Origin of the sequence: Chryseobacterium sp. C3, from assembly GCF_014218905.1 — a bacterium.
Taxonomy (GTDB): Bacteria; Bacteroidota; Bacteroidia; order Flavobacteriales; family Weeksellaceae; genus Chryseobacterium; species Chryseobacterium mucoviscidosis.
This window is the reverse complement of the sequence record NZ_JACLCU010000001.1, coordinates 14,911-35,424: the sequence shown is the minus strand read 5'-3', so window position 1 is coordinate 35,424 and position 20,514 is coordinate 14,911. Positions and strand designations below refer to the sequence as shown.

The following is a 20,514-nucleotide window of genomic DNA, read 5'->3' as shown; positions in this document are numbered from 1 at the left end:
ATAAATGAGGACAAAAACATCCGTAAAAACACGGAATTTTAATCTCGGTATTTTTACTTAACCCCGAAGAACAGGAAGGTTTAAATCATTCAATAATAAATACAGGAGCTCTATGAAGTTCTTTTTAAGTATTTTTAGATCACAAAAAGAAAAAATGAAAGGGAAATTAATCGGCATATTGTCTTTAGGTCTGGTTTTATTTTCAGGAAAATATCCTGCGCAGAATCAGTCACAGGAAAATCAAAAAATGGAATGGTTTCAGGATGCCAAACTCGGAATTTTTATTCATTGGTGAATTTATTCTGTGAACGGAATTCCGGAATCATGGGCTTTTTTCAATAATTACATCAGTCATAAAAATTACATGAAACAGCTCAATGGTTTTTCGGCTGCAAAATATAAACCTGATGAATGGGTAAAACTGATTAAAAATTCCGGCGCAAAATATGCCGTGATTACCACAAAACATCATGATGGCGTCGCACTTTGGGATTCAAAAGCTGAAAAATCAACGACCATTCCTAAAAATTCCTTAGCCAAAAGAAATGTGCTTTCTCCGTTTATCTCTGCATTAAAAAATTCCGGACTGAAAACCGGACTTTACTATTCTCTTCCCGACTGGAGCCATCCTTATTACGACATCAATACCCGGACAAAAAAACGTTACGAAATTAAAAATGATCCGAAACGCTGGGAAAATTTCGTCACCTATTATCAGAATCAATTAAATGAACTTTCACTACAATTTAAGCCCGATCTTTTGTGGTTTGATGGCGATTGGGAACACTCATCAGAAGAATGGCGCGCTCAAAAAACTTTGGAAAATCTGAAAAAATTCAATCCGGACATTATCGTTAATTCCAGACTGAAAAATCATGGAGACTACGAAACTCCGGAACAGGGAATTCCTGTGGTAAAACCTCAAAGCAATTACTGGGAACTTTGCTACACCATGAATGATTCATGGGGATTTCAGCCTTTCGACAACCACTACAAAACTCCGAATATGATCGTAAGAACTTTGGCGGATGTGATTAATATGGGCGGCAATCTACTTTTGGATATTAGTCCGAAAGAAGACGGAACCATTCCGGAACAGCAGGTTGAAATTTTAAAGAATTTAGAAAGATGGACAACAAAAAATTCCGAAGCCATTTATGGAACAACACGAGGTTTGCCATTCGACAATTATAAAGGAAAATCCGCATTTTCTAAAGACCGGAAAAAAATATTTCTCTATCTCGAAGAAGCTAAAGATTTTGTAAAAATATACGGTTTAATGACCAATACTATTTCTGCCAGAATTCTTGGAGACGATAAAGCGAAGATTGATATTAAAAGTAACGGTAATGGAGATTTCACTTTCAATTTTTCCCATGTAAAATTTGATCAGGACGTAACCGTTGTTGAAATATCAATTGACGAAGCTGTGATCAGAGTACAAAATGATAAGCCCAATTTATCTCTTCCTGAATCTTTAGAAAATAAAAATACGAAACTGGCAGTCTAAGAAATTGCAGAACAGCTTCATTCGGGAAACAACATCTTCAAAAATTCGGGTTTAACAGAGGACGGAATGGAAATGAAACTTCCCAAAACCGGCAAAACCAATCCCGAAATTCTAAACTGGATCAGCAAACACGCAGAAGCACTCTATGAAAAAGAAAAGGGACTTCCAGAAGGTCATTTTTCAGGAAACTCCGTACTTTCCAAAAACAGACAGACCCTTTATCTTTTTGTGGAAGGAATTCCGACCGGATCAATTTCTCTGAAAGGTATTAAAAACGAAATTGCCCGAATCCGGATTGTGGGTGAAGGAACTTTATTAAGCCATGAAATATACAATAAGCTTTACTGGAGTGAGGTTCCGGGAATTATTTATATTGATGTACCCAAAGAAAAACTGGATAGAAATCTAACTGTTATTGCCGTTCTTCTTGATCAACCCCTCGAATTATACCGTGAAAAAGTTGGCGCAATTGAAAGTAATCTGTAAAAAACAAAATCCGAAGAAAGTTTCTCCGGATTTTTTATTTTGAAAATGATTTTTCTTAGAAAATTTCTCTTCCTGAAAAATGGAATTTTGCTTCGATAAGAGCGTTTTCGTCAGAGTCAGAACCGTGAACAGCATTTTCTCCGATGCTTCTTGCAAACATTTTTCTGATTGTTCCTTCTGCAGCTTCCGCAGGATTAGTAGAACCGATTAAAGTTCTGAAATCTTCTACCGCATTGTCTTTCTCAAGAACAGCAGCAACGATAGGTCCAGAACTCATGAAATCTACCAATTCTCCGTAGAATGGTCTTTCAGCGTGAACTTCATAGAATTTTTTTGCATCTGCAACAGTAAGTTGAGTCAATTTCATTGCTTTGATTTTGAAACCACCTTCTGCGATCTTTCCTAATATAGCACCGATATGTCCGTCCGCAACTGCATCAGGCTTAATCATAGTGAATGTAATGTTAGACATAAATGTATATTTTTTTAATGGCGCAAAAATACAAAAAATTCTTTTGATTTTAATTTTAAAATATTTTTAACATAAAAATAACATTTGTTAAGGTTTCATGAACAAAACTTTGGCACAGTAATTGTTTATTTTATTATGATTCTCATGTTTAATTTGAGTTTTCATGGTTATTAGTTTTTACCCAGCTTCGGCTGGGTTTTTTATTGCCCGTAATTCCCCAAAAACTACGCCTAACTTCAAGATTTTTAAATAATTAAACCCATGTTTAAGTTTTTACAGGCTGAATATTAAGGTTTATTCATCTTAAATCCAGATTTAATACTGAATTAAAATGACAAGAAACTTTTTACCAAAGCAAGAATTTTTGGCACAAAAAATTATTCATCAAAACCATATAATGATGAAGAAATGATCGTAGAAGGTTAAAATTATTTTTGGGAAGCTTCTTCCGCCTCTTCCATTAATTTAATGTAGGTAGAATATCTTGAATGCTGAATTTCTCCTGTTTCCAGACCATCGATTACCGCGCATTTCGGCTCGTTAATATGAAGACAGTTGTGGTATTTACATTCTTCTCTTTTTTTGAAAATTTCAGGAAAATAATGCTGAACTTCTTCTTTTTCGATGTCGATCATGGCAAATTCACGAACTCCGGGAGTATCGATTACGTTTCCGCCAAAATCCCAGAAATGCATCTGTGCAAAAGTTGTTGTGTGTTTACCTTTTAAATGCGTATCGGAAATTTCAGAAGTTTTCAGGTTAAGTCCCGGCTGCAAAGCATTCACCAAAGTAGACTTTCCACAACCTGAATGTCCGAAGAAAACAGATGTTTTATCTTTCAGCAATTCCTGAAGCTGTTCCAGATTTAATTTTGAATAGGAAGAAATTTCCAGAGCATCATAGCCGATTTCATTATAAAGAAACTCAATATCCTTTACAATTTCGATTTCTTCTTCATGCAGAACATCAATTTTATTGAATAAAATCAGCGGAGTAATATTGTATGCTTCGCAACACGCCAGAAAACGGTCTAGAAATCCAAGGGAAGTTTCAGGATGTTTTAATGTGAAAATAAAGCAGGCAAGATCGATATTTGAAGCAATGATGTGTGCTTCTTTTGAAAGGTTTACAGATTTTCGGATGAGATAATTCCTGCGGGGCTCGATCTTTGTAATCCATGCGATATCATCCTGTTCCAGTTGAAATTCCACAAAATCTCCCACAGCAAGCGGATTGGTAAGCCTTGTTTTAATCAATTTAAATTTTCCGCGAATTCTTGCTTCGAAGATTTTCCCGGTTTCCATTTCCAAAACCTGATACCAGCTTCCTGTAGATTTAATGATTTTTCCTTTCATACTGTAAGATGCTGCAAATATAGGAAATTTAGTTTGAGTGTTTTAAAGTTTTAGAGCCGGAGAGCTTTTATAAAAGTCATCCAATTACTTTTTCACTCTCCAACTCTAATACTCTCTGACTCTAAAACTCTCCCACTCTAAAACTCAAAATCCAGATTATCTGTTAATCATAATACTGTTCTGAACCTCGATAGACTCTTCGTGGATCGCTTTGAATACTTTTTCTATGAATTCTTTCGTCATTCCGGTCTCAACAGCTTTTTGAGTTGCGTATTCTGTAATTTCTTTCCAACGTTCCGGCTGGAAGATGGCAATATCATTTTCTTTTTTAAGCTTTCCGATTTTTTCAGAAATTTTCATTCTCTGCGCAAGCATTTCAATCAGTTGAAAATCTATATCAGAAATTAACGTTCTGTGTCTTCCCATTTCTCCTTCAAATCCTGCCAATCCTGAGTTTCTCACTTTTAAATTTCCGATGAGTTCTGCAAGAACTTCCGGTGTAATCTGTTGTGCAGCATCACTCCAGGCTTCATCCGGATTGCTGTGTGTTTCTATAATGGCTCCTTGGTAACCTACGTTTAAAGCTTCCTGCGTAATGTCTGCCAAACCAGTTCTGTTTCCACAGATGTGTGAAGGGTCGATCAGCATGGGGATATTCGGGAACTGACTTTTAAAATCTAAGGCAATTTGCCAGTTCGGATTGTTTCTGTACTTTGTTTTCTGGTATGTAGAAAACCCTCTGTGAATAACTCCCAAGTTGGTAATTCCCTGACCTAAAAGCCTTTCCAAAGCTCCAATCCACAAAGCAAGATCCGGATTTACAGGATTTTTCACCAACACGGTTTTGTCTGTTCCTCTCAATGCCTGTGCAATTTCCTGAACGGTAAAAGGATTTACCGTAGAACGCGCCCCGATCCAAAGAATGTCTACATCTGCTTCCAAAGCTGCAAAAACGTGGTGTGCATTGGCAACTTCTGTCGCTGTTTTGAAACCGTATTCTTCCTTCACTTTTTTCAGCCAGTTCAGACCGATTACTCCTACTCCTTCAAATCCGTTGGGTTTTGTACGCGGCTTCCAGATTCCTGAACGGAAAACCGGAACATTGGCATTGGTTTCCCTGATTCTTTTTGCAATTTCCAGCATCTGTGCTTCACTTTCTGCACTGCATGGTCCCGCAATCATCATGGGCTGCTGGAATTCATTAATCCATTCGTTTTTTAAGTCTTTTAAATTCATATTTTTAATTTTACTATTATCGTTATTGTTCATATTCAAACACAAAAAAGCATTATAAAATTACTTTATAATTCTTTCTAAAAAATGCCGTTAAAATTTTTTAAAGGAATCAGGAAATAAGAAGAAATCTATAATTCCTGTAGATTTTTTTGAAAGAAATTTATACTAGCAGTACCAATAATAAAATCGATAATACGTTCTGAAATTTCTAAAATACGGAAAAGAAAAGCCAAATTGCCCGCTAAAGAATTCAGCAGGAGCAAATACAGATTGATATGACTTTATTAATTTTTCCAAAATAAACTATCTATTTCTAGATTTTCGGTTTACATTTTAACTGAAAAAGCTGCGTTTTGTTTTTCAATTATCTGACAAATATATAAATTTTATTTAAAAAAAAGTTTCATCTACCCTATTTTTTTAAAATAAAAATTGTGAAACTTTTTCTTAAAGATTTTTCTGCAGGAAAAAATTATTAAGGAACAAGAATTATGTTAAATCGAATTTCATCAGATCATCAAGATCCTTCAGCAAAGGATTTAATTTAACAAACTTTTCAAACTTCTTTCTTGGAGTCATTACTTCTACTTTCAGATTTTCGGCATCTCTTTTATATGTAACCTGAATGGAATGATTGTGAACTTTCGTTTTAAAATGATTAAAAAATTCACGGCTTACTTTATCAAATTCAGCTTTTGCAGAATCGGAAGGAAACAAAACGGTAATTTCATTTTCTCCGGATTTTATCATTTTGAAAGATTTAATGGCATTGAAAATAATGGCATCTTTTCTCTGGAGCTGCTTGAGCAGTAAATTCCACTCTGCCTGAAGATCTGTTTCGGTAAAGTGATTTTGGGGAAGCTGTTCTGTTTTGGCTACAACTTTTTCTTCTACAACAGTTGTTTCTTCTTTGTTTAAAAAAGAACTGATGCTGAACCCTGAAGAAATTCCGGGTCTGGATAAAGGTTTTGAGGTTTTTTTGATCTCCGCAACAACGGGAAGCTCCGGACTTTCAGAGGGTTGCTCATGTTTAGATTTCTGTTCCTGAGTTTCCGTAGGTTTTACGGGCATTTTTACTTCCTGCTTCTCACTGAGAAACGGAGCCAGAATTATAAACTTTTTTTTTTAGCAACGTCTGAATTAGCCGTCAAAGAAGCCAATTGCATTAAAGCAATTTCTACCGTAAGTCTTGGATTTTTGGAATTTTTATAATTGATGTCTGCATGATTGCAAATCTCAATAGCATCGATAAGCTGTTGAGGATTCCATTTCTGGGCCTGTTCAACAAACTTTGTCTTGGTCTGTTCTCCTACTTCTATCAGATCAATGGTTGAAGTATTCTGCGCCATCATCAGATCTCTGAAATGACTTCCCAATCCTGCGATGAAAATATGAGGATCAAATCCTTTTTTCACAATTTCATTGAAAGCAGAAAGAACTTCGGGAATTTTATTTTCTTTGGCTAAATCTACAATTTTTAAGTACTGGTCGTAATCCAGAATATTTAAGACTTCTGCGGCTTTTGCGAGTGTAATATTCTTCTGGGAAAAAGTAGAGAGCCTGTCGAAGATGGAAAGTGCATCTCTTAAAGCGCCGTCTGCTTTTTGGGCAATAAGATACAATGCATCATCTTCGTACTGAATATTCTCTTTCTGAGCAATATTTCTAAGATGTCCCTGAATGTCTTCAATAACGATTCTTTTGAAATCATAGATCTGACAGCGGGATAAGATCGTAGGAATAATTTTATGCTTTTCGGTAGTCGCTAAGATAAAAATCGCATGAGCAGGCGGTTCCTCAAGTGTTTTAAGGAAAGCATTGAAGGCTGCAGAAGACAACATATGAACCTCATCGATAATATACACTTTATATTTACCAACCTGAGGCGCAAAACGTACCTGATCGATCAATTCTCTGATATCATCTACAGAGTTGTTTGATGCAGCATCCAGCTCATAAATGTTGTAGGCAAAACCGTCTTCCGAAACTGATCCGTCCTTTTCATTGATCTTCCTCGCCAGAATTCTGGCACAGGTAGTTTTCCCTACTCCTCTCGGACCACAGAACAGCAGTGCCTGAGCCAATTGATTTTCTTCAATAGCGTGTTCTAAAGTATCCGTAATATGAGACTGCCCAACAACAGTATCAAACTGCTGCGGGCGATATTTTCGTGCAGATACGATAAAATTTTCCATTGGTCAAAAATAAGAAATATTGTTGTAACTTAAAAATGAAATTCTTTTAAATTACTTTTAAAATAACTCTATTCTGACAATAGTAAACTTTTCTCATATTATCTTTCTTCGTAAGCAAAATCGATGATTTCGGTAATCGCCTTTTCTATTTCTTTTCTTCCTTCATCACTTTTCAGGTCTATTCCGCAGAATATGCTTGCATTGTGAGCTGTGTAAAGGTTAAGATAATAAGCTCCGGAAACCAGAAGTGCTGCAATGGCACGATATCTTGTAGATTTATCCTTAAAATGCGGATCTACAATATTCGTGAAAAGCATTTCTCCCATTTCTTCTCTCTCATCGGCTACTTTTTTCAGAATCGGTTTGCTTTCTGATAATCCCCAAAGAATAATCTTCTGAAGTTCTTTGTTTTTCTTGATGTGCTCAAACTGGTTAAGAATGGCAACTTTAGAAAGCTCTTTACCTCCGTCTGAAAAATCCACATGGATATTATCCTGGTTCATTTTGCTCCAGTAATCCTGAGATCTGATGTATTCGTCGATAAGCTTTTCGGTGCTTCCGAAATATTCGTAAATTAATTTTTTATCAAAGCCTGCCACTGCTGCTATTTTACTCACTTTCAATCCTGAGTACCCCTTGGTTCTAAGGATTTTTCCAACAGCAGCAAGCAATTTTTGTTTTGTTTTTTCTTTGTCCCGTATAGGGCCTTGTACAACTTTTCTTGGCATTTGTTATTTATTTTTTTGCAATATGCAACTTTTTATTGATATCCTCAAAGGCATTGAGGGTTTTATCAAGATGTTCTTTATCATGTGTTGCGGTAACACTCATCCTGATTCGGGCATCTTTCCTGGCTACAGCCGGATAAATAATGGGGTTTGTATATACTCCGTGTTCCAGGAGCATTCTTCCTACATCGCCCGTTATATGCGGATCTCCGATCTTTACGGGAACAACTGCGGAACAAGTAGTCCCGGTATCCAACCCCAGATCATTCAGTCCTTTTTTAAAGTAATTGATGTTTTCCCAGAGTTTTTCTCTCCATTGTGGTTCTTCATCTATCAGTTCAATGGCTTTTATAATTCCTGTAGCCGTGGAAGGAGGCGTTGTAGCCGAAAATATCTGCTGTCTGGACTGGAATCTTATAAAATTGGTAAGGCTTTTATTGGCGATTACATATCCTCCAAGGTTACCGAATGTTTTACTGAAAGTTCCCGTAATAATATCTATTTTATCCAGCAATCCTGTATCTTCAATTGTCCCTCTTCCTGTTTTCCCTAAAATACCTACTCCGTGAACATCATCAACCATGAGATAGGCGTTGTATTTTTTTACTAATTTATAAATTTCTTCAATAGGAGCCGTATCTCCATCCTGAGAATAGACACCGTCTATTACCACAAGCTTTGTACGAAACTGCTTTTCCGATGTTTTCAAAATCTGTTCCAAAGCCTCCAGATTGTTGTGCGGAAATGTTTTTCTGTTGGTAAGAATACATCCTTCATATACACTTGCATGTACTGCCATATCTACAATTGCGATGTCTTCTTTCTGCAACAGGATCTGCAATGTCGCACTGTTTGTTGTGTATCCTGTTGTAAAAATCACAGCTTCATCCTGAGAACGCCCAAAAAAGGAAGCAATTTTAGCTTCTAAATCGTTGTGGTAAGAATAATATCCTCCAATAAGTGGTGTTGCCGCCGTTCCGGTTCCGTATTTCTCTACTCCTTCAATTGCTGCCTGCTTTACTTTCGGGTGTTGTGTAAACCCTAAATAATCACTTGTAACAAAGCTTACAAATTCTCTGGTTACGTTGTGAGTTCCCACATTCATTACAGAACTGCAACCTGTATTATTCTGCAATCTGTAGTGATGACGTCCGTTTGATTTCATGTATTCCAGAAAGTCATAATAAATGTCTGCACGCTCCATCATATCGAAGCCGGGAATATTTTCGAAATCCTTAAAAGTTGCTGTTGAAAAGTTAATGTCCATCCTTAATTTTTGTTAGCTGTTTAATGTTAAAACAAATATAGTATTATTTTAAAAATATATAAATTTATTTTCTATTAAAATTTATTATGCATAAAATATTTGTATTAAATAATCTTAAAAAACCTTTATATCTTTAAAATAATTTAAATATTAACAAAAAAAGAATAAAACAAAAATTTCCTCAATCGCTTAAAAATTAAGCAATTAATAGGATATGTGTTTGGTAATGATTTGGTAGAGAAAATTTACAACTTTTGCTGCAAAATATCATTGAAAATCAGAAATAAAAAAAGGCTGAAATCTATTTTTTGGGAACTTCAGAATCAGCCTTTCTTAACATTTGTCCTTTTAGAATGTACCGTCCACATTTTTTAAAGCCAAATCATTTAATTCAGTCTTTAAAAAGTCCCATTAAGAGAAAAATTTCAACATTTCAATTAAAATCACCCTTAATGGAATTATAGCAAATATAAATATTTTTTTTAACATAATTTAAGATTTTTAAATATTATTTTAAGAAAAATAATTTAAACATACCACAATAATATCAATGATAAATAATAAACTCAACAAAATATCACACATATTCTGTGTTTTGTTACAAATTTTCAATACATTTAACGAAATAATAAAAATTGGTTGGATATTTGAAGTGTAAAAATCAGCAGCCAATCTTATCGTTCAATCACTCACTTAAAGTAATTATTATGATCATTCAATATTATTTTCTTACAGACTATATCATCCTTATGATGAGAAAGTCTTTTACCATACCCGTCAATTGATCTGCAATTATCATCAGGTGTTCTGAAACTATTTTCAATTAAAAAAACTTCCACTATCATGATTTTTGAAGAAAACCATTCTGTATTACAGGATCATCATAATCTTTCCTATATAAAAAATGTGATCAATTTTCACGGCGATAAATCTTTTATTCTTAATTCTTTACAGAAGATTAAGAACAATACAATCTGCAAAACAAAAAGAAAAACCATCAATAAGCTAATTAAAGAATATACGCATCATCTCAACCAATATATTGAGAATGAGGATATTGATTCTAAACCGGAGAATTACGAGCTTTCGCCTGTGTATGCGAGACAGTCGTACGATAAAGTATTAAAAGAAGATGAATACCTGCAGAAAGTTTTAACTTTTTTAATGAATCAGTGAGAGTCTCTCTTCTTCCAGATCAATTTTCACAAGATGTCTTCGGATCAGGTCTTCATCAAAATGCTGCTTTTTGTCATAGTTTTGTTCAATCAGCCATGCTCTTTGGGCATTGAGAATATCAAGATAAGCCTCTTTAATTTCGGAGGATAGTTTAATATCGTAGTCTTTTTCCACTTTTCCTTTCCATTTTTCATTGATCTGCTGCAAAAAGATACTTTTTTCCAGTAATCCGCTGTGATTTTTTTTGAGATGCTCTAAAGTCATTTTCGCCATTTCACGACGGATCAGCTCTTCCGCTTCGTCTTCAGGAAGATGATCGTTGTAGGAAGGGATTTCCATTTTTCTGATGAGATAAGGAAGCGTAAGTCCCTGAACCAGCAATGTCGTTAAAATAACAATAAAAGTAATGAACAAAATTAAATTCCGCTGAGGAAAATCCGGACCATCGGTATAGAGTTTTACGGGAATTGAAAGTGCTGCTGCCAAAGACACCACTCCCCTCATTCCGGTCCAGCCCAACAGAATCGGAGCTTTAAATCCGGGACTTCTGTTGTCTGCAACGGTAATGAAGTTTCTGGCAATTAAAGTAACTACTACCGCTCCGTAAGCCGACAGAATTCTTACCACGATTAAAACAGCCGTTACAAGCAAACCGTATCCTATCGCAGCGTAAATACTTACTCCTCCCAAACCTGAAGTAATTTCCGGAAGGTCCAGACCAATGAGGATAAAAACCAGACCATTAAGTACAAAAGACAGGCTTTCCCAGACATTCAGTCCGCGCAAACGTGATGAAGTACTGAGAAAATTATGGCGGTTATTGGAGAGCAGCAACCCGCCGCTTACCACAGCCAAAACTCCTGAACTGTGCGCTTCTTCTGCCGCAATATACATTAAATAAGGTGCAACAATGGTAAGAATTGTGTCCATATTGGCATCTGTAGGAAGCAGTTTATGTCCTTTCATGAACAGCCAGCCGATGATTAACCCGATTCCGATTCCGCCAATCAGCATCCATGAAAAGCTCAAAACCGCATCCTGCCAAATAAACTGACCGGTTGCAACGGCAATCATCGCAAAACGGAATATGATTAAGGAAGACGCGTCATTCAGCAAACTTTCTCCTTCAAGAATAGAAGACAGTCTTTTCTGAACCTTTACAAATTTAAGAATCGCTCCCGCACTTACCGCATCGGGCGGCGAGACAATTCCTCCTAAAAGAAATCCTAAAGCCAGTGAAAATCCGGGAATAAAATGATTGGCTACAAAAGCAACCGTCGTTGCGGTAAGAAATACAACAACAAAGGCAAAACTTCCTATAATCCGCCTCCATTTCCAGAGTTCTTTCCAGGAAATTGCCCATGCTGCTTCATACAGCAAAGGCGGAAGAAAGATAATGAAGATAAGTTCGGGATCTATTCTGATGACCGGAACATTTGGAATAAAACTGATTAACAATCCTGCTACAACCAACAGCACAGGATAGGCAACCCTTATTTTGTTGGCGATCATAATGATAAAGACAATGGCAAGAATCAGTGAGAGATAAAAAGGAAAGTTTTCGATCATTTTTAATTTTTTCTGAATTAAAGATACGTATTAAAGTGAAAAACTGCCGTAAAAATTTAACCGGAAAATGCTGAGTTAATTTAAAAATTCAATAGAAAATCAATTAAAAAAAGACATTTTAAGGATTTAAAAAATTTCATCAAATTAGCGGATGAAAATAACTCCATAATTTTTGCTTGATTTTTTAAGCACATCATGAATACTTCAGAAAAAGCAGACAGGAAAAGCAGACGGTTTTACTACATCAAACTGTGTATATTTTTATCGGGACTTTCGGTATTTGCGCAGCTTTATCTTTTTCAGCCGTTATTGCCAATGGTTGCGGAACATTTTCACAAAACGGTAGGCGACAGTTCCCTGCTTGTTTCTTCCTCCACAATCGGGATGGCTTTGGGACTTTTCTTTTTTGCGTTCCGCGCAGACAGTTTTTCGCGAAAGAAACTGATGGTTTTTTCTCTGATTGTATCGGCAATTTTAACCATCATTTCAACATGGATTCCGAGTCTACCACTCCTTATCATTATTGGAATGGTAAAAGGTTTTGTAATTTCCGGTGTTTCTTCGGTGGCTCTGGCTTATCTTACGGAGGAAGTTGAAATTTCTGTGGTGGCTTTGGCAATCAGTATGTATCTCAGTGGAAACACCATCGGAGGCATGAGCGGAAGGATTTTGACAACTCTTCTCGCCGGAGAATTCGGATGGAGAAATGCTGTTTTAATGATCGGGATTCAAAGTCTGATTTTGGGACTGGTGTTTTGGAAGCTTTTTCCGGATTCAAAATTTTTTAAGCCTCAGAAAACAGATTATCACCTCAAAATGAAGCAGATGAAAAGACTAATCCGTGATTCTTACATGTTGCGTTTGTATTTCATTGCCGCTTTATTAATGGGAACTTTTGTGAGTGTCTATAATTATATGACGTTCCGTTTAGAATCTGAACCTTTTTCTTTAAGTCATGTTTTTATTGCTTTTATTTTTCTGATGTATACTTTCGGAGTTTTGGGAACCATGATAACCAGCAGACTGTCTGCAAGATTTGAAAAGAAATATATTCTGAAGGGTTCGATTTTCTTTTTATTAGCGGGACTTGTTCTTCTTCTTTCTGAAAACATTTATATCGTTGTTTTCGGACTGGGATTGTTTACTTTATGCTTTTTTGCTGCCCATACCATGGCAAGCCAGATGACGGCGCTGCATGCGAAAGAAGGAAAATCTTCTGCAACTTCCATCTACTGGCTTTTCTATTATTTCGGATCGAGTTTTCTGGGAAGCGGAACCGGATATCTGCTCCACTCTACCTCATGGAATATTTTTATTGGTGTATTAATTTCAGTTATAATGATTGCTTTTGCATTAACTATTGAACATAAATCTCTGAAAACTGAATAATTAAATTTTTCGATTTAACATAATATACCACACAAGTACCACAAATTTAACTTTCCCGAATATTGTTTAAAATTTTTAATTTATTATAATCAACTGATTTACAATTATTTACAATAAAAATGAAAATCATTCTTAACAATAGTTTAATTATTATTCCAAACATAAGGCATAGTATTTGCAAAACTTCTTACACAAGGCATTCACTAACCTTAGAATAATAACATAAACACCCACAAAATATTATGAACGTTGCAGATTTAAAAATTAAAAATCTAGTGGAATATAAAAATCAGATCTATACGATTACTGAAATATTCCAGAATGATGAAAAAGATTATTTTGTACAGATTGAAAATGATTTTCACAGTTTTTCTGTTCCGGCAAAATCAATAAAGCCTATCCAGATTACTGAAGAATGGCTGGAAAAATTCGGATTTTCAAGAACTTACAGCTCTGAACAGCGTATTCGTTACGAAAGACCGGAAACTTTCATTAAATATGATTTTGATCTGAGTTCCAGAAAAATTGTTGAGGGACTGAAAATCTACGGAAATTCTATCAAATGTAAGTACATCCATGAATTTCAGAATATTTTTTCTTGTCTTTTCGGCAAAGAACCCACTTCCATAAGTTATGGACTGATGCACACCGAATCTTAATAATATATACTTTCATTAAAAACCACAACTTTCGGGTTGTGGTTTTGTCTTTTTATTCCTCTTCCAATACTTCTTCCAAAGCTACAGGATCTGCTTCTTCCTGATATTGCTCCCACTCTTTTTCGAGCTGCTTATTGGTTTTCATTTCCTCTTCAAGTTTTAATGTTTCGCGATATTGTCTGGCTTCTGCGGTAAGCGTCCATTTGCAGATAATTCCGGTATCTTCCAGATAATTTTTAATGTCGTTAATTCCGAGTCTGAAAAATTCTTTCCGCGGATTGATTTTATTAAGCTGGTTCTTTAAAAACTTTTTGTGAAGCTGTCTTTCCAAAGCCGGAGCATCATCAGAATAAATCATGGCGTGAACATCAAATTCAAACGGAACACTTGCGTCTCCAAGCTCACGAACACGATCCAGCGGTTCCAGACGTCTTGTCATTCCGATTTTGTAAACATCCTCTCCAAATGATCCAACATTTGAAATAATATAAACATTTCCGGAGCGCGTTTGCTGCGCCATCGAAATTGCTCTTTGATTTTTTTCTTCCGCAACCAGTAATTTCCCCTGAAGTTCTTCAAGTTTCTGCTGGAACATCATTCTTTGCTCTTCATTGGCTTTTGCAACCTGCGATTCGGCTTTTTCAATCAGTCTTTTCAACGTTAATTCTTCTTTTTCAGCATCTTTTATGGCTTTTTCGTACTCTCTTCTTGCTTTTTCTTCCTCCCGCATCTGTTCCCTGATCTGCCTTTGCTCTTCCTGTTCCTGCCATTTCAGTTCCTGAGCAATAACCGCCCATTTCAGTTCTTCAAGACGGGCTTCATGATATTCCACCGAAATTCTGGCTTTTCTGAATGCTTCTCCGTTGAAATTAACCAACTGAAAAGCATCATCTATTTTCTGTTTCAGAATTCCGTAATTGTCTTTTTTTACTGAATTTAAAATGGTTTCAACTTTTCCGTTGTAAGCATCGATTACAAAGTCTATGGCGATATTCCTTCTGAATTCATCCATATATTCGCAGATTCCGGCTTGTCGGCTTGTGATCATTAATTTGTTATTCTGTCGAAGTTTTTTAAGATTTTCTCCGGCTTCTTTGTGGCTGAATTCTTCGGCAAGATCATCCAGCAAAGTGTAAGAAGGCACAATGTATTCGTTTCCGTAGCCTTTTATTACATTTTTCATTGCTTTTATTCTGTCGGCAATTTCATTGGCTTCCCGTAAACTTCTGTAAGCATCACCTCCGATGGCAAGTGCCTTGTCTTCAGCATTATCGATAATTCTTTTGGATTCTCTTACTGCATTTTCATACAGCAGTTCAACTTCTCTGGTTCTTTTTTCTACAAGTTCCTTTGCCATTCTTTTCGACTCTTTCGCCTGAAGCTGCGCGTTATCCAGTTCCGCCTGTGCTCTTTCTTTTAATTTTAAACTGTCCCTTTCTGCTCTTTTCAGAAGATATTCACATTCTACCTGAACGTTAATAATATCCTGATATTTGCTTAAAGCATCATTTTGATTTCTCAATTGATTATTCTTTTCGTCCACCGAACGTTTCTCGATCTGCAGATTAGAAAAATCGGCTCTTAATCTCTGGATTTTGTCCTGTAAAGATCTTTTGTCTGAATTGAGGTTTGAAATCTCGGTTCTGAGCTGATTAATTTCCCTGTTAAGATTTGCAATCTGAGCTTCTTTCTCCGAAACCTGTTTTTTATTTTTACCTGATTTACTGAATGCAACAATCAGCAGAACCGATAAAATAATAATGATTAAAATTTCCATATAATTAAAGTCTTTTTTTAATGATGAGATGAGGCAATAATACAATTTTAGAACATCTGCTGATTATGGTTTTCCATAAGTTCATAAAAAAATTCGGCTTCAAATCTTCGATTTGAAGCCGAAACACACCTTCTAAAAAAATATTATGCCTCTGCATATTCCCATACTCCGGAAACGGAAAGCAATTCCAGTCCCGGTTGTTTTTCGCCATAACTGAAAATTACGATGTATTTTGCAGCGCAGGATTCGCAGTCTGTTCCAAAATATAACGTTGGTAAATTATTAACTGTAAATTCTCCGGCATAAAGCATATTCTTTTGCGTCTCTTTTATCATTGAATTTTTAAGCAACTCTTCAACAGATAGAATTTTATTTTCATGATAAAGTTGAAAAATAGGAAAACCAGATTCGTAAGGAGTAATTTTCAACAGATTTTCATGACTGCATTTACAACAGATGAATTTCAGTTCCGCAGAAGGACTGATTTCATCATTAATAAACGAATCTTTCCGAATAATTGCCTTATTTACAATCTGTATTTTCTTCGTTATTGCGTACATTTTCAGTTAAATTTATTGAATCACCATTCCAACCGCTGAAGGATAATTTCCGCTCGGACTTCTTTTTATCGTTACTTTAATATAACCTTCCTGCGCAAGCTTATTCCATGTTTTTGTATATCCGGTTGAAGGATCCAGAGGAATTTTCCACATCGTCTGTTTCCCTTTTCCAACCTGCCCGAACCACGGAATAATGTCTGCCGATTGTCCCTTGAAAGGTAGCAAATTATTCAAAACTTCTATTTCATAATAAAAATCATAAGCATTTTCCGGTTTGTTAAGGGCGCGTTGAGCGAAAGTGTAAACGTAGCCATTGATGATCGGACTGGTGAAATTTCCTCCCAGAGTCGGCGCTCCGGTTCCGCTGTACGTTCCGATTGCGCCGCTATAGCGGTCGTATTTTTGTCCGGCTGTGAAATCTGTATTATCTACAATATTATACCCTCCGTTTGCCGGCGGCCATCCTCCGTTCAGATTATTAACTTTAAAAACAGATTCCAGTTCGCTCCATTTCCCTTGTTTGTATAAATCGTAAATCTGATTTCTTAAGGTTTGATTTACTGTATTCGAAGGATCATAAGTTGCAGCGAGTTCATCGGCGTTTTTGTAAAATACCGTTGTGACTTCACTGGGTGCATTTTCATCTTCTATGGTGGAAGAAGTACATGCTACGGAAAACAGTACAACCGACAGAAACGAAATGTAATTGAGTAGTTTTTTCATATATTTCAATAATTATTAATTTTAAAAATGTAAAAGCAAAAAACAGCCTCACAGATCGTTATGAGGCTGCCATTACTAATTTAATTTCATATCCCAACCTCTTAAATCCTTTTTTTCCAAAACACAGCATCGCTCCAGCGTTGTTCTTTCTGATAAAAAAATGTCTTCGTTGTGAGATAATTATGATAAATTTTATTAATGTTTTCCTGATAGTTAACAAAAGTATTTTCGTGTCCTGAATTTGCATCAATAATTGCTTTTGCAGCGTGACAGGCAGAACTTATGGCAAAACCGATCCCCATGGATGAAATAGGATCAAATGAAGCGGCTGCATCTCCCACCGCCAGAAAATTTTTGCTAGAACTGATGTCTGCAATCTGAGAAAATGCATTTTTTACCCAAGGTTTTCCTTCGGAAGCCGCTTTTGATATTTTATGCTGAATGTGTTTTGTCTTTGATAATAACCTGCTCCAGTTTTCGGTATTTTCAAGCCTTTTTTCTTTAATAATCTGTGCATCGGAAAAAAAAGTAAGCGTCATCTTATGATTCGGCAGAGAAGCACAGTACCACCACCCGTCTTCAATAGATTCTATCATGATGTTCTGCTCAATGGTCTGAGATTCATCAAAATAAAAAAATCTTCCGATCGCGGCAAGTTCGTCATACCGTTTTGACTGAACTCCTATTTTCCGGCAGACACTTCCCATTCTTCCGGTTGCATCGATCAGATAATCTGCTTTTATCGTAAAGTCTCCTTTGGTTTCGTGTTTTACATCTACCGTCCATTGATTGTTTTCATCCTGATCAAAAGACAGGCATTTCGTTCTCGGAAAAATAATTCCTCCTTTTTCAGAAACATTTTTCAGAAGCAGATAATCGAATTCCTCCCGGTTCAGCTGAAAACTTTCGGTTTCGGTATTAAAGATAGAATCACGAACCATCAGTCTTTCGCTTCCCCAAGCTGCCGTGCTGCTGTGTCCCTGAATAAAATTATTCTGATCGAAAGCTGTTTTTTCGATTCCCATATAGCTGAGAAGATCAAAAATACTTGAGTTCACCTGTTCACCTATTTTTACAGATTCCAGACTGGTTTCTTCTACGATAACTACTTTCAGGTCAGAATATTTAAGCAGACTTAAAGCGGCGGAAGTCCCTGCTGGACCTCCACCGACAATTAATACATTAGTTTCTAACAAGTTTTGCATTTTATCTTCTGTTTCGCGTTCCGGAACGAGGTAACGGCATGCGGTCTGCTGCAACAGCAATTTCTTTAAAACCTACCTCTTCCAGATGTTCCATCATCATTCTTCCTTTTTCACTTCTTTCGGTAACCACCTGTGTTTTCTTTTCTATGTAGAAAACCGGAATTGTGGTTTCATCATCCTCTTCGTTTCCGCTGATCTCACTTACAGGAACATTTTCATATGTAAATATTTCGTTATTTCTTTCAGTTTCCACAAAGAATGGGAAACCTAAGCTGTGAGAATTTTTATCCCTGATAAATCCTAGCGCGTACCAGTACTGAACCATCTGCGTAAAACTGTTGATTCCACGTGCGTAGTTCATCTGCTGTCCTGCCGGAACATTGGTAGCCGACTGACCTTCAGCGGTAAATTCACCTACCAAAACATCCCATGGGCTTTGAGGCGGCCACCAGTAAGAATAATATGTTGGAGGAAGCGGTGCAGGTGGAGAACCCGCTTTATTCACAGACGGATCTGTAAAATTAATCAGCTGAATCGTACACTGGAAGAAATCCGCCTGCCAAGGACAAGCCATTCTTTTGGTAAGATCTCCCGGTTCGCAGCCTCCGCCTTCACATTCGTCGCGAGACGGCGTTAAGCCTCGTGCTGCATATTGCTGTTCGTTTCCGTATTGTAAAATTCTATAAGGATTTGCATAAATAATAGGATTCTGTAAATTCCAGGTTACTTCAATTCCCGGACACATCGGAAGTCCTACACAATTTCCTACACTTGCTGCATCCATTGCATTTACAGGATATTGTTCGTAATTCGGATCGCTTACAAAATTTCCGTTCGCCCACTGCTGCATCAGGAAAAGCTGAGTTTCATCCAATGCCATGAATTTCATGATATTCGTATTGCTCACCGAGTTGCTTCCTGAATTTAAAGGCATCATCGGGAAAATATCAGTTCCGTTTTCTTTCAGAAGCTGTTCCTGAGGTAAGTAAGGAGGAACCGGCGGCTGAGCATCATTTTGTCTGAAATATGAAAAATAATTCTGTCTATTCTGGCGGTTTGCCTCAGAATTGTCTGTAAAATCAAAAATATTGCTGGTAAAAGCCATCATCGACTGTACATTGGCAACCCATTGATATTTGCTGATTCTGTTGATAATCGGTAAAATATCTCTCTGGAAATTTGCCTGAAAGTTCGGATTATAATTTCCGTTGCTGTACATCTCAGGAACCAGATTGAAATTTCTTACCCCAACATCGAACATGGTGTCGCTTAAATTTGAAATATTCACAATTTCCGGTGCGAAATCCGGCGATCCGATCACAACCCATGCCGTGAGAGAAACCGAAGGCGTTCCGTCGTTAAAGTTTACCGTACAGTAAACAGGTCCGTCCGAGATATCGTCGTGCCATGTACTGGAACCTCCATAACTTGTTAAAGGTAAATTTCCGCCCGCATGACCAAAGCCTCCCAAAACAACCAGCCTTCCTGAATTATCTGTGAGAAGATCTCCCAACGTAACCACCGGAACACCATATAAAACTTTCTGTGGAGGATATTGCGCAGGATAACCGGCAGGAACATTGTTCTGATCAAATCCTATCGAACTTTGTTTACCGGAAATGGTTCTGGGTCCCGGATCTACGATTAAAGTTTGCCTGTCATTCTGCGGCACATCAGGATTTCTGAAAGGAATTTTCTGATTTTCGTAGCTGTTTTCCTGACCGTACAACAGATTTCCCTGAAGCTCGCTGTACTGATACCACGCTGCTTTTTTGTTTGCCAAATGCACCGTCCATTCGATAGAAGCTACATTCGGAGTGTCTAATGTGATTTCTTCTCCTGTGTCGGAAAGGATCTTAAAAGGCTGACCCTGTCTTTTAATAAGACCTGCAGCATCTTTAAAGGAGGTAATCGGTCCTAAGGAATTCCCATTGTTGTCGGCATCAAACGGCAGACCACCGATGGTGTCCGGAGACAGGCAGATTTCAGTTGTGCTATTCCCTAATCGGGCAACACCTACTGATGGGTGAATTGATAGATTCATGGTTTAATTATTTAGTTTTCCCTACTCTGTTATTGGCTTTTCGGTTCCGCCTTTTATAAATGGTTGTTCAGTTTTGTTTAAAATATCACTCCTAAAACGAGCAATTATTTCGATGATAAATTTAAAATATTTTTCTCATATATTGGTGAAATTATTATAAATA

The 20,514-nt window shown here is 36.7% G+C and carries 17 protein-coding genes and 1 pseudogene; 5 read left to right on the top strand and 13 right to left on the bottom strand.

Annotation, left to right across the window (positions count from 1 at the left end; all coding sequences use genetic code 11):
• The first annotated feature begins 112 nt into the window (after window positions 1-112).
• Window positions 113-1,510: pseudogene (locus tag H6W53_RS00140) on the top strand (alpha-L-fucosidase).
• Between the two features lie 66 nt (window positions 1,511-1,576).
• The gene (locus H6W53_RS21425; RefSeq protein ID WP_228457721.1) at window positions 1,577-1,996 is read left to right on the top strand and encodes a hypothetical protein; all 420 of its coding nucleotides are present in this window, start codon (window positions 1,577-1,579) and stop codon (window positions 1,994-1,996) included.
• A gap of 55 nt (window positions 1,997-2,051) precedes the next feature.
• On the opposite strand, the gene H6W53_RS00135 is transcribed toward H6W53_RS21425, so the two are convergent.
• From H6W53_RS00135 to H6W53_RS00105, 7 genes are all read right to left on the bottom strand, one after another.
• Entirely contained in the window at window positions 2,052-2,468 is a 417-nt protein-coding gene (locus H6W53_RS00135; RefSeq protein WP_076390425.1) for a nucleoside-diphosphate kinase, read from the bottom strand.
• Window positions 2,469-2,896: 428 nt separating this feature from the next.
• On the bottom strand, window positions 2,897-3,823 hold the full coding sequence (gene rsgA / locus H6W53_RS00130; RefSeq protein WP_087709826.1) for a ribosome small subunit-dependent GTPase A: 927 nt from the start codon (window positions 3,821-3,823) through the stop codon (window positions 2,897-2,899).
• Window positions 3,824-3,979: 156 nt separating this feature from the next.
• Window positions 3,980-5,059, bottom strand: a complete 1,080-nt coding sequence (locus H6W53_RS00125) for a chorismate mutase (RefSeq protein WP_185204383.1) — start codon at window positions 5,057-5,059, stop codon at window positions 3,980-3,982.
• Window positions 5,060-5,548: 489 nt separating this feature from the next.
• Complete coding sequence (locus H6W53_RS00120) at window positions 5,549-6,130, bottom strand: hypothetical protein (RefSeq protein WP_185204382.1); 582 nt, start codon at window positions 6,128-6,130, stop codon at window positions 5,549-5,551.
• A 38-nt stretch (window positions 6,131-6,168) separates the two neighbouring features.
• Window positions 6,169-7,254: a DNA polymerase III subunit gamma/tau gene (dnaX, locus tag H6W53_RS00115; protein WP_087709822.1), complete on the bottom strand. Its 1,086-nt coding sequence runs from the start codon at window positions 7,252-7,254 to the stop codon at window positions 6,169-6,171.
• Between the two features lie 98 nt (window positions 7,255-7,352).
• Window positions 7,353-7,982: a TetR/AcrR family transcriptional regulator gene (locus H6W53_RS00110; protein ID WP_087709820.1), complete on the bottom strand. Its 630-nt coding sequence runs from the start codon at window positions 7,980-7,982 to the stop codon at window positions 7,353-7,355.
• A 7-nt stretch (window positions 7,983-7,989) separates the two neighbouring features.
• Complete coding sequence (locus H6W53_RS00105) at window positions 7,990-9,249, bottom strand: aminotransferase class I/II-fold pyridoxal phosphate-dependent enzyme (protein WP_087709819.1); 1,260 nt, start codon at window positions 9,247-9,249, stop codon at window positions 7,990-7,992.
• Between the two features lie 843 nt (window positions 9,250-10,092).
• Between H6W53_RS00105 and H6W53_RS00100 the strand changes: the two genes are divergently transcribed.
• Window positions 10,093-10,425, top strand: coding sequence for a hypothetical protein (locus H6W53_RS00100; protein ID WP_185204381.1), 333 nt, complete (start codon window positions 10,093-10,095; stop codon window positions 10,423-10,425).
• On the opposite strand, the gene H6W53_RS00095 is transcribed toward H6W53_RS00100, so the two are convergent.
• Window positions 10,411-11,994, bottom strand: coding sequence for a Na+/H+ antiporter (locus H6W53_RS00095; protein WP_185204380.1), 1,584 nt, complete (start codon window positions 11,992-11,994; stop codon window positions 10,411-10,413). The genes H6W53_RS00100 and H6W53_RS00095 overlap by 15 nt on opposite strands.
• A 195-nt stretch (window positions 11,995-12,189) precedes the next feature.
• Between H6W53_RS00095 and H6W53_RS00090 the strand changes: the two genes are divergently transcribed.
• Entirely contained in the window at window positions 12,190-13,383 is a 1,194-nt protein-coding gene (locus tag H6W53_RS00090; protein WP_185204379.1) for an MFS transporter, read from the top strand.
• Between the two features lie 242 nt (window positions 13,384-13,625).
• Window positions 13,626-14,042 (top strand): hypothetical protein, encoded by a 417-nt coding sequence (locus H6W53_RS00085; RefSeq protein ID WP_076390434.1) that lies wholly within the window; start codon window positions 13,626-13,628, stop codon window positions 14,040-14,042.
• 52 nt (window positions 14,043-14,094) lie between these two features.
• Here H6W53_RS00085 and H6W53_RS00080 read toward each other — a convergent pair whose 3' ends face one another.
• From H6W53_RS00080 to lodA, 5 genes are all read right to left on the bottom strand, one after another.
• A complete protein-coding gene (locus H6W53_RS00080) occupies window positions 14,095-15,819 on the bottom strand; it encodes a DUF4041 domain-containing protein (RefSeq protein ID WP_185204378.1) in 1,725 nt (574 codons plus the stop codon).
• A gap of 143 nt (window positions 15,820-15,962) precedes the next feature.
• Window positions 15,963-16,379: a hypothetical protein gene (locus H6W53_RS00075; RefSeq protein WP_185204377.1), complete on the bottom strand. Its 417-nt coding sequence runs from the start codon at window positions 16,377-16,379 to the stop codon at window positions 15,963-15,965.
• Between the two features lie 12 nt (window positions 16,380-16,391).
• Window positions 16,392-17,102: a glycohydrolase toxin TNT-related protein gene (locus tag H6W53_RS00070; protein WP_185204376.1), complete on the bottom strand. Its 711-nt coding sequence runs from the start codon at window positions 17,100-17,102 to the stop codon at window positions 16,392-16,394.
• A 101-nt stretch (window positions 17,103-17,203) separates the two neighbouring features.
• A complete protein-coding gene (lodB, locus tag H6W53_RS00065) occupies window positions 17,204-18,307 on the bottom strand; it encodes a lysine-epsilon-oxidase maturase LodB (RefSeq protein WP_185204375.1) in 1,104 nt (367 codons plus the stop codon).
• A 1-nt stretch (window position 18,308) separates the two neighbouring features.
• Window positions 18,309-20,351 (bottom strand): CTQ-dependent lysine 6-oxidase LodA, encoded by a 2,043-nt coding sequence (lodA, locus tag H6W53_RS00060; protein ID WP_185204374.1) that lies wholly within the window; start codon window positions 20,349-20,351, stop codon window positions 18,309-18,311.
• Between the last annotated feature and the right edge of the window lie 163 nt (window positions 20,352-20,514).

What these genes read in the sequence shown, in the direction of transcription:
- H6W53_RS00080 (WP_185204378.1), bottom strand. Translation starts at nt 15,819, where the DNA reads ATGGAAATTTTAATCATTATTATTTTATCGGTTCTGCTGATTGTTGCA.
- H6W53_RS00100 (WP_185204381.1), top strand. Translation starts at nt 10,093, where the DNA reads ATGATTTTTGAAGAAAACCATTCTGTATTACAGGATCATCATAATCTT.
- H6W53_RS00085 (WP_076390434.1), top strand. Translation starts at nt 13,626, where the DNA reads ATGAACGTTGCAGATTTAAAAATTAAAAATCTAGTGGAATATAAAAAT.
- H6W53_RS00110 (WP_087709820.1), bottom strand. Translation starts at nt 7,982, where the DNA reads ATGCCAAGAAAAGTTGTACAAGGCCCTATACGGGACAAAGAAAAAACA.
- H6W53_RS00120 (WP_185204382.1), bottom strand. Translation starts at nt 6,130, where the DNA reads ATGCCCGTAAAACCTACGGAAACTCAGGAACAGAAATCTAAACATGAG.
- H6W53_RS00135 (WP_076390425.1), bottom strand. Translation starts at nt 2,468, where the DNA reads ATGTCTAACATTACATTCACTATGATTAAGCCTGATGCAGTTGCGGAC.
- H6W53_RS21425 (WP_228457721.1), top strand. Translation starts at nt 1,577, where the DNA reads ATGGAAATGAAACTTCCCAAAACCGGCAAAACCAATCCCGAAATTCTA.
- lodB (WP_185204375.1), bottom strand. Translation starts at nt 18,307, where the DNA reads ATGCAAAACTTGTTAGAAACTAATGTATTAATTGTCGGTGGAGGTCCA.
- lodA (WP_185204374.1), bottom strand. Translation starts at nt 20,351, where the DNA reads ATGAATCTATCAATTCACCCATCAGTAGGTGTTGCCCGATTAGGGAAT.
- dnaX (WP_087709822.1), bottom strand. Translation starts at nt 7,254, where the DNA reads ATGGAAAATTTTATCGTATCTGCACGAAAATATCGCCCGCAGCAGTTT.
- H6W53_RS00125 (WP_185204383.1), bottom strand. Translation starts at nt 5,059, where the DNA reads ATGAATTTAAAAGACTTAAAAAACGAATGGATTAATGAATTCCAGCAG.
- H6W53_RS00095 (WP_185204380.1), bottom strand. Translation starts at nt 11,994, where the DNA reads ATGATCGAAAACTTTCCTTTTTATCTCTCACTGATTCTTGCCATTGTC.
- H6W53_RS00105 (WP_087709819.1), bottom strand. Translation starts at nt 9,249, where the DNA reads ATGGACATTAACTTTTCAACAGCAACTTTTAAGGATTTCGAAAATATT.
- H6W53_RS00090 (WP_185204379.1), top strand. Translation starts at nt 12,190, where the DNA reads ATGAATACTTCAGAAAAAGCAGACAGGAAAAGCAGACGGTTTTACTAC.
- H6W53_RS00070 (WP_185204376.1), bottom strand. Translation starts at nt 17,102, where the DNA reads ATGAAAAAACTACTCAATTACATTTCGTTTCTGTCGGTTGTACTGTTT.
- rsgA (WP_087709826.1), bottom strand. Translation starts at nt 3,823, where the DNA reads ATGAAAGGAAAAATCATTAAATCTACAGGAAGCTGGTATCAGGTTTTG.
- H6W53_RS00075 (WP_185204377.1), bottom strand. Translation starts at nt 16,379, where the DNA reads ATGTACGCAATAACGAAGAAAATACAGATTGTAAATAAGGCAATTATT.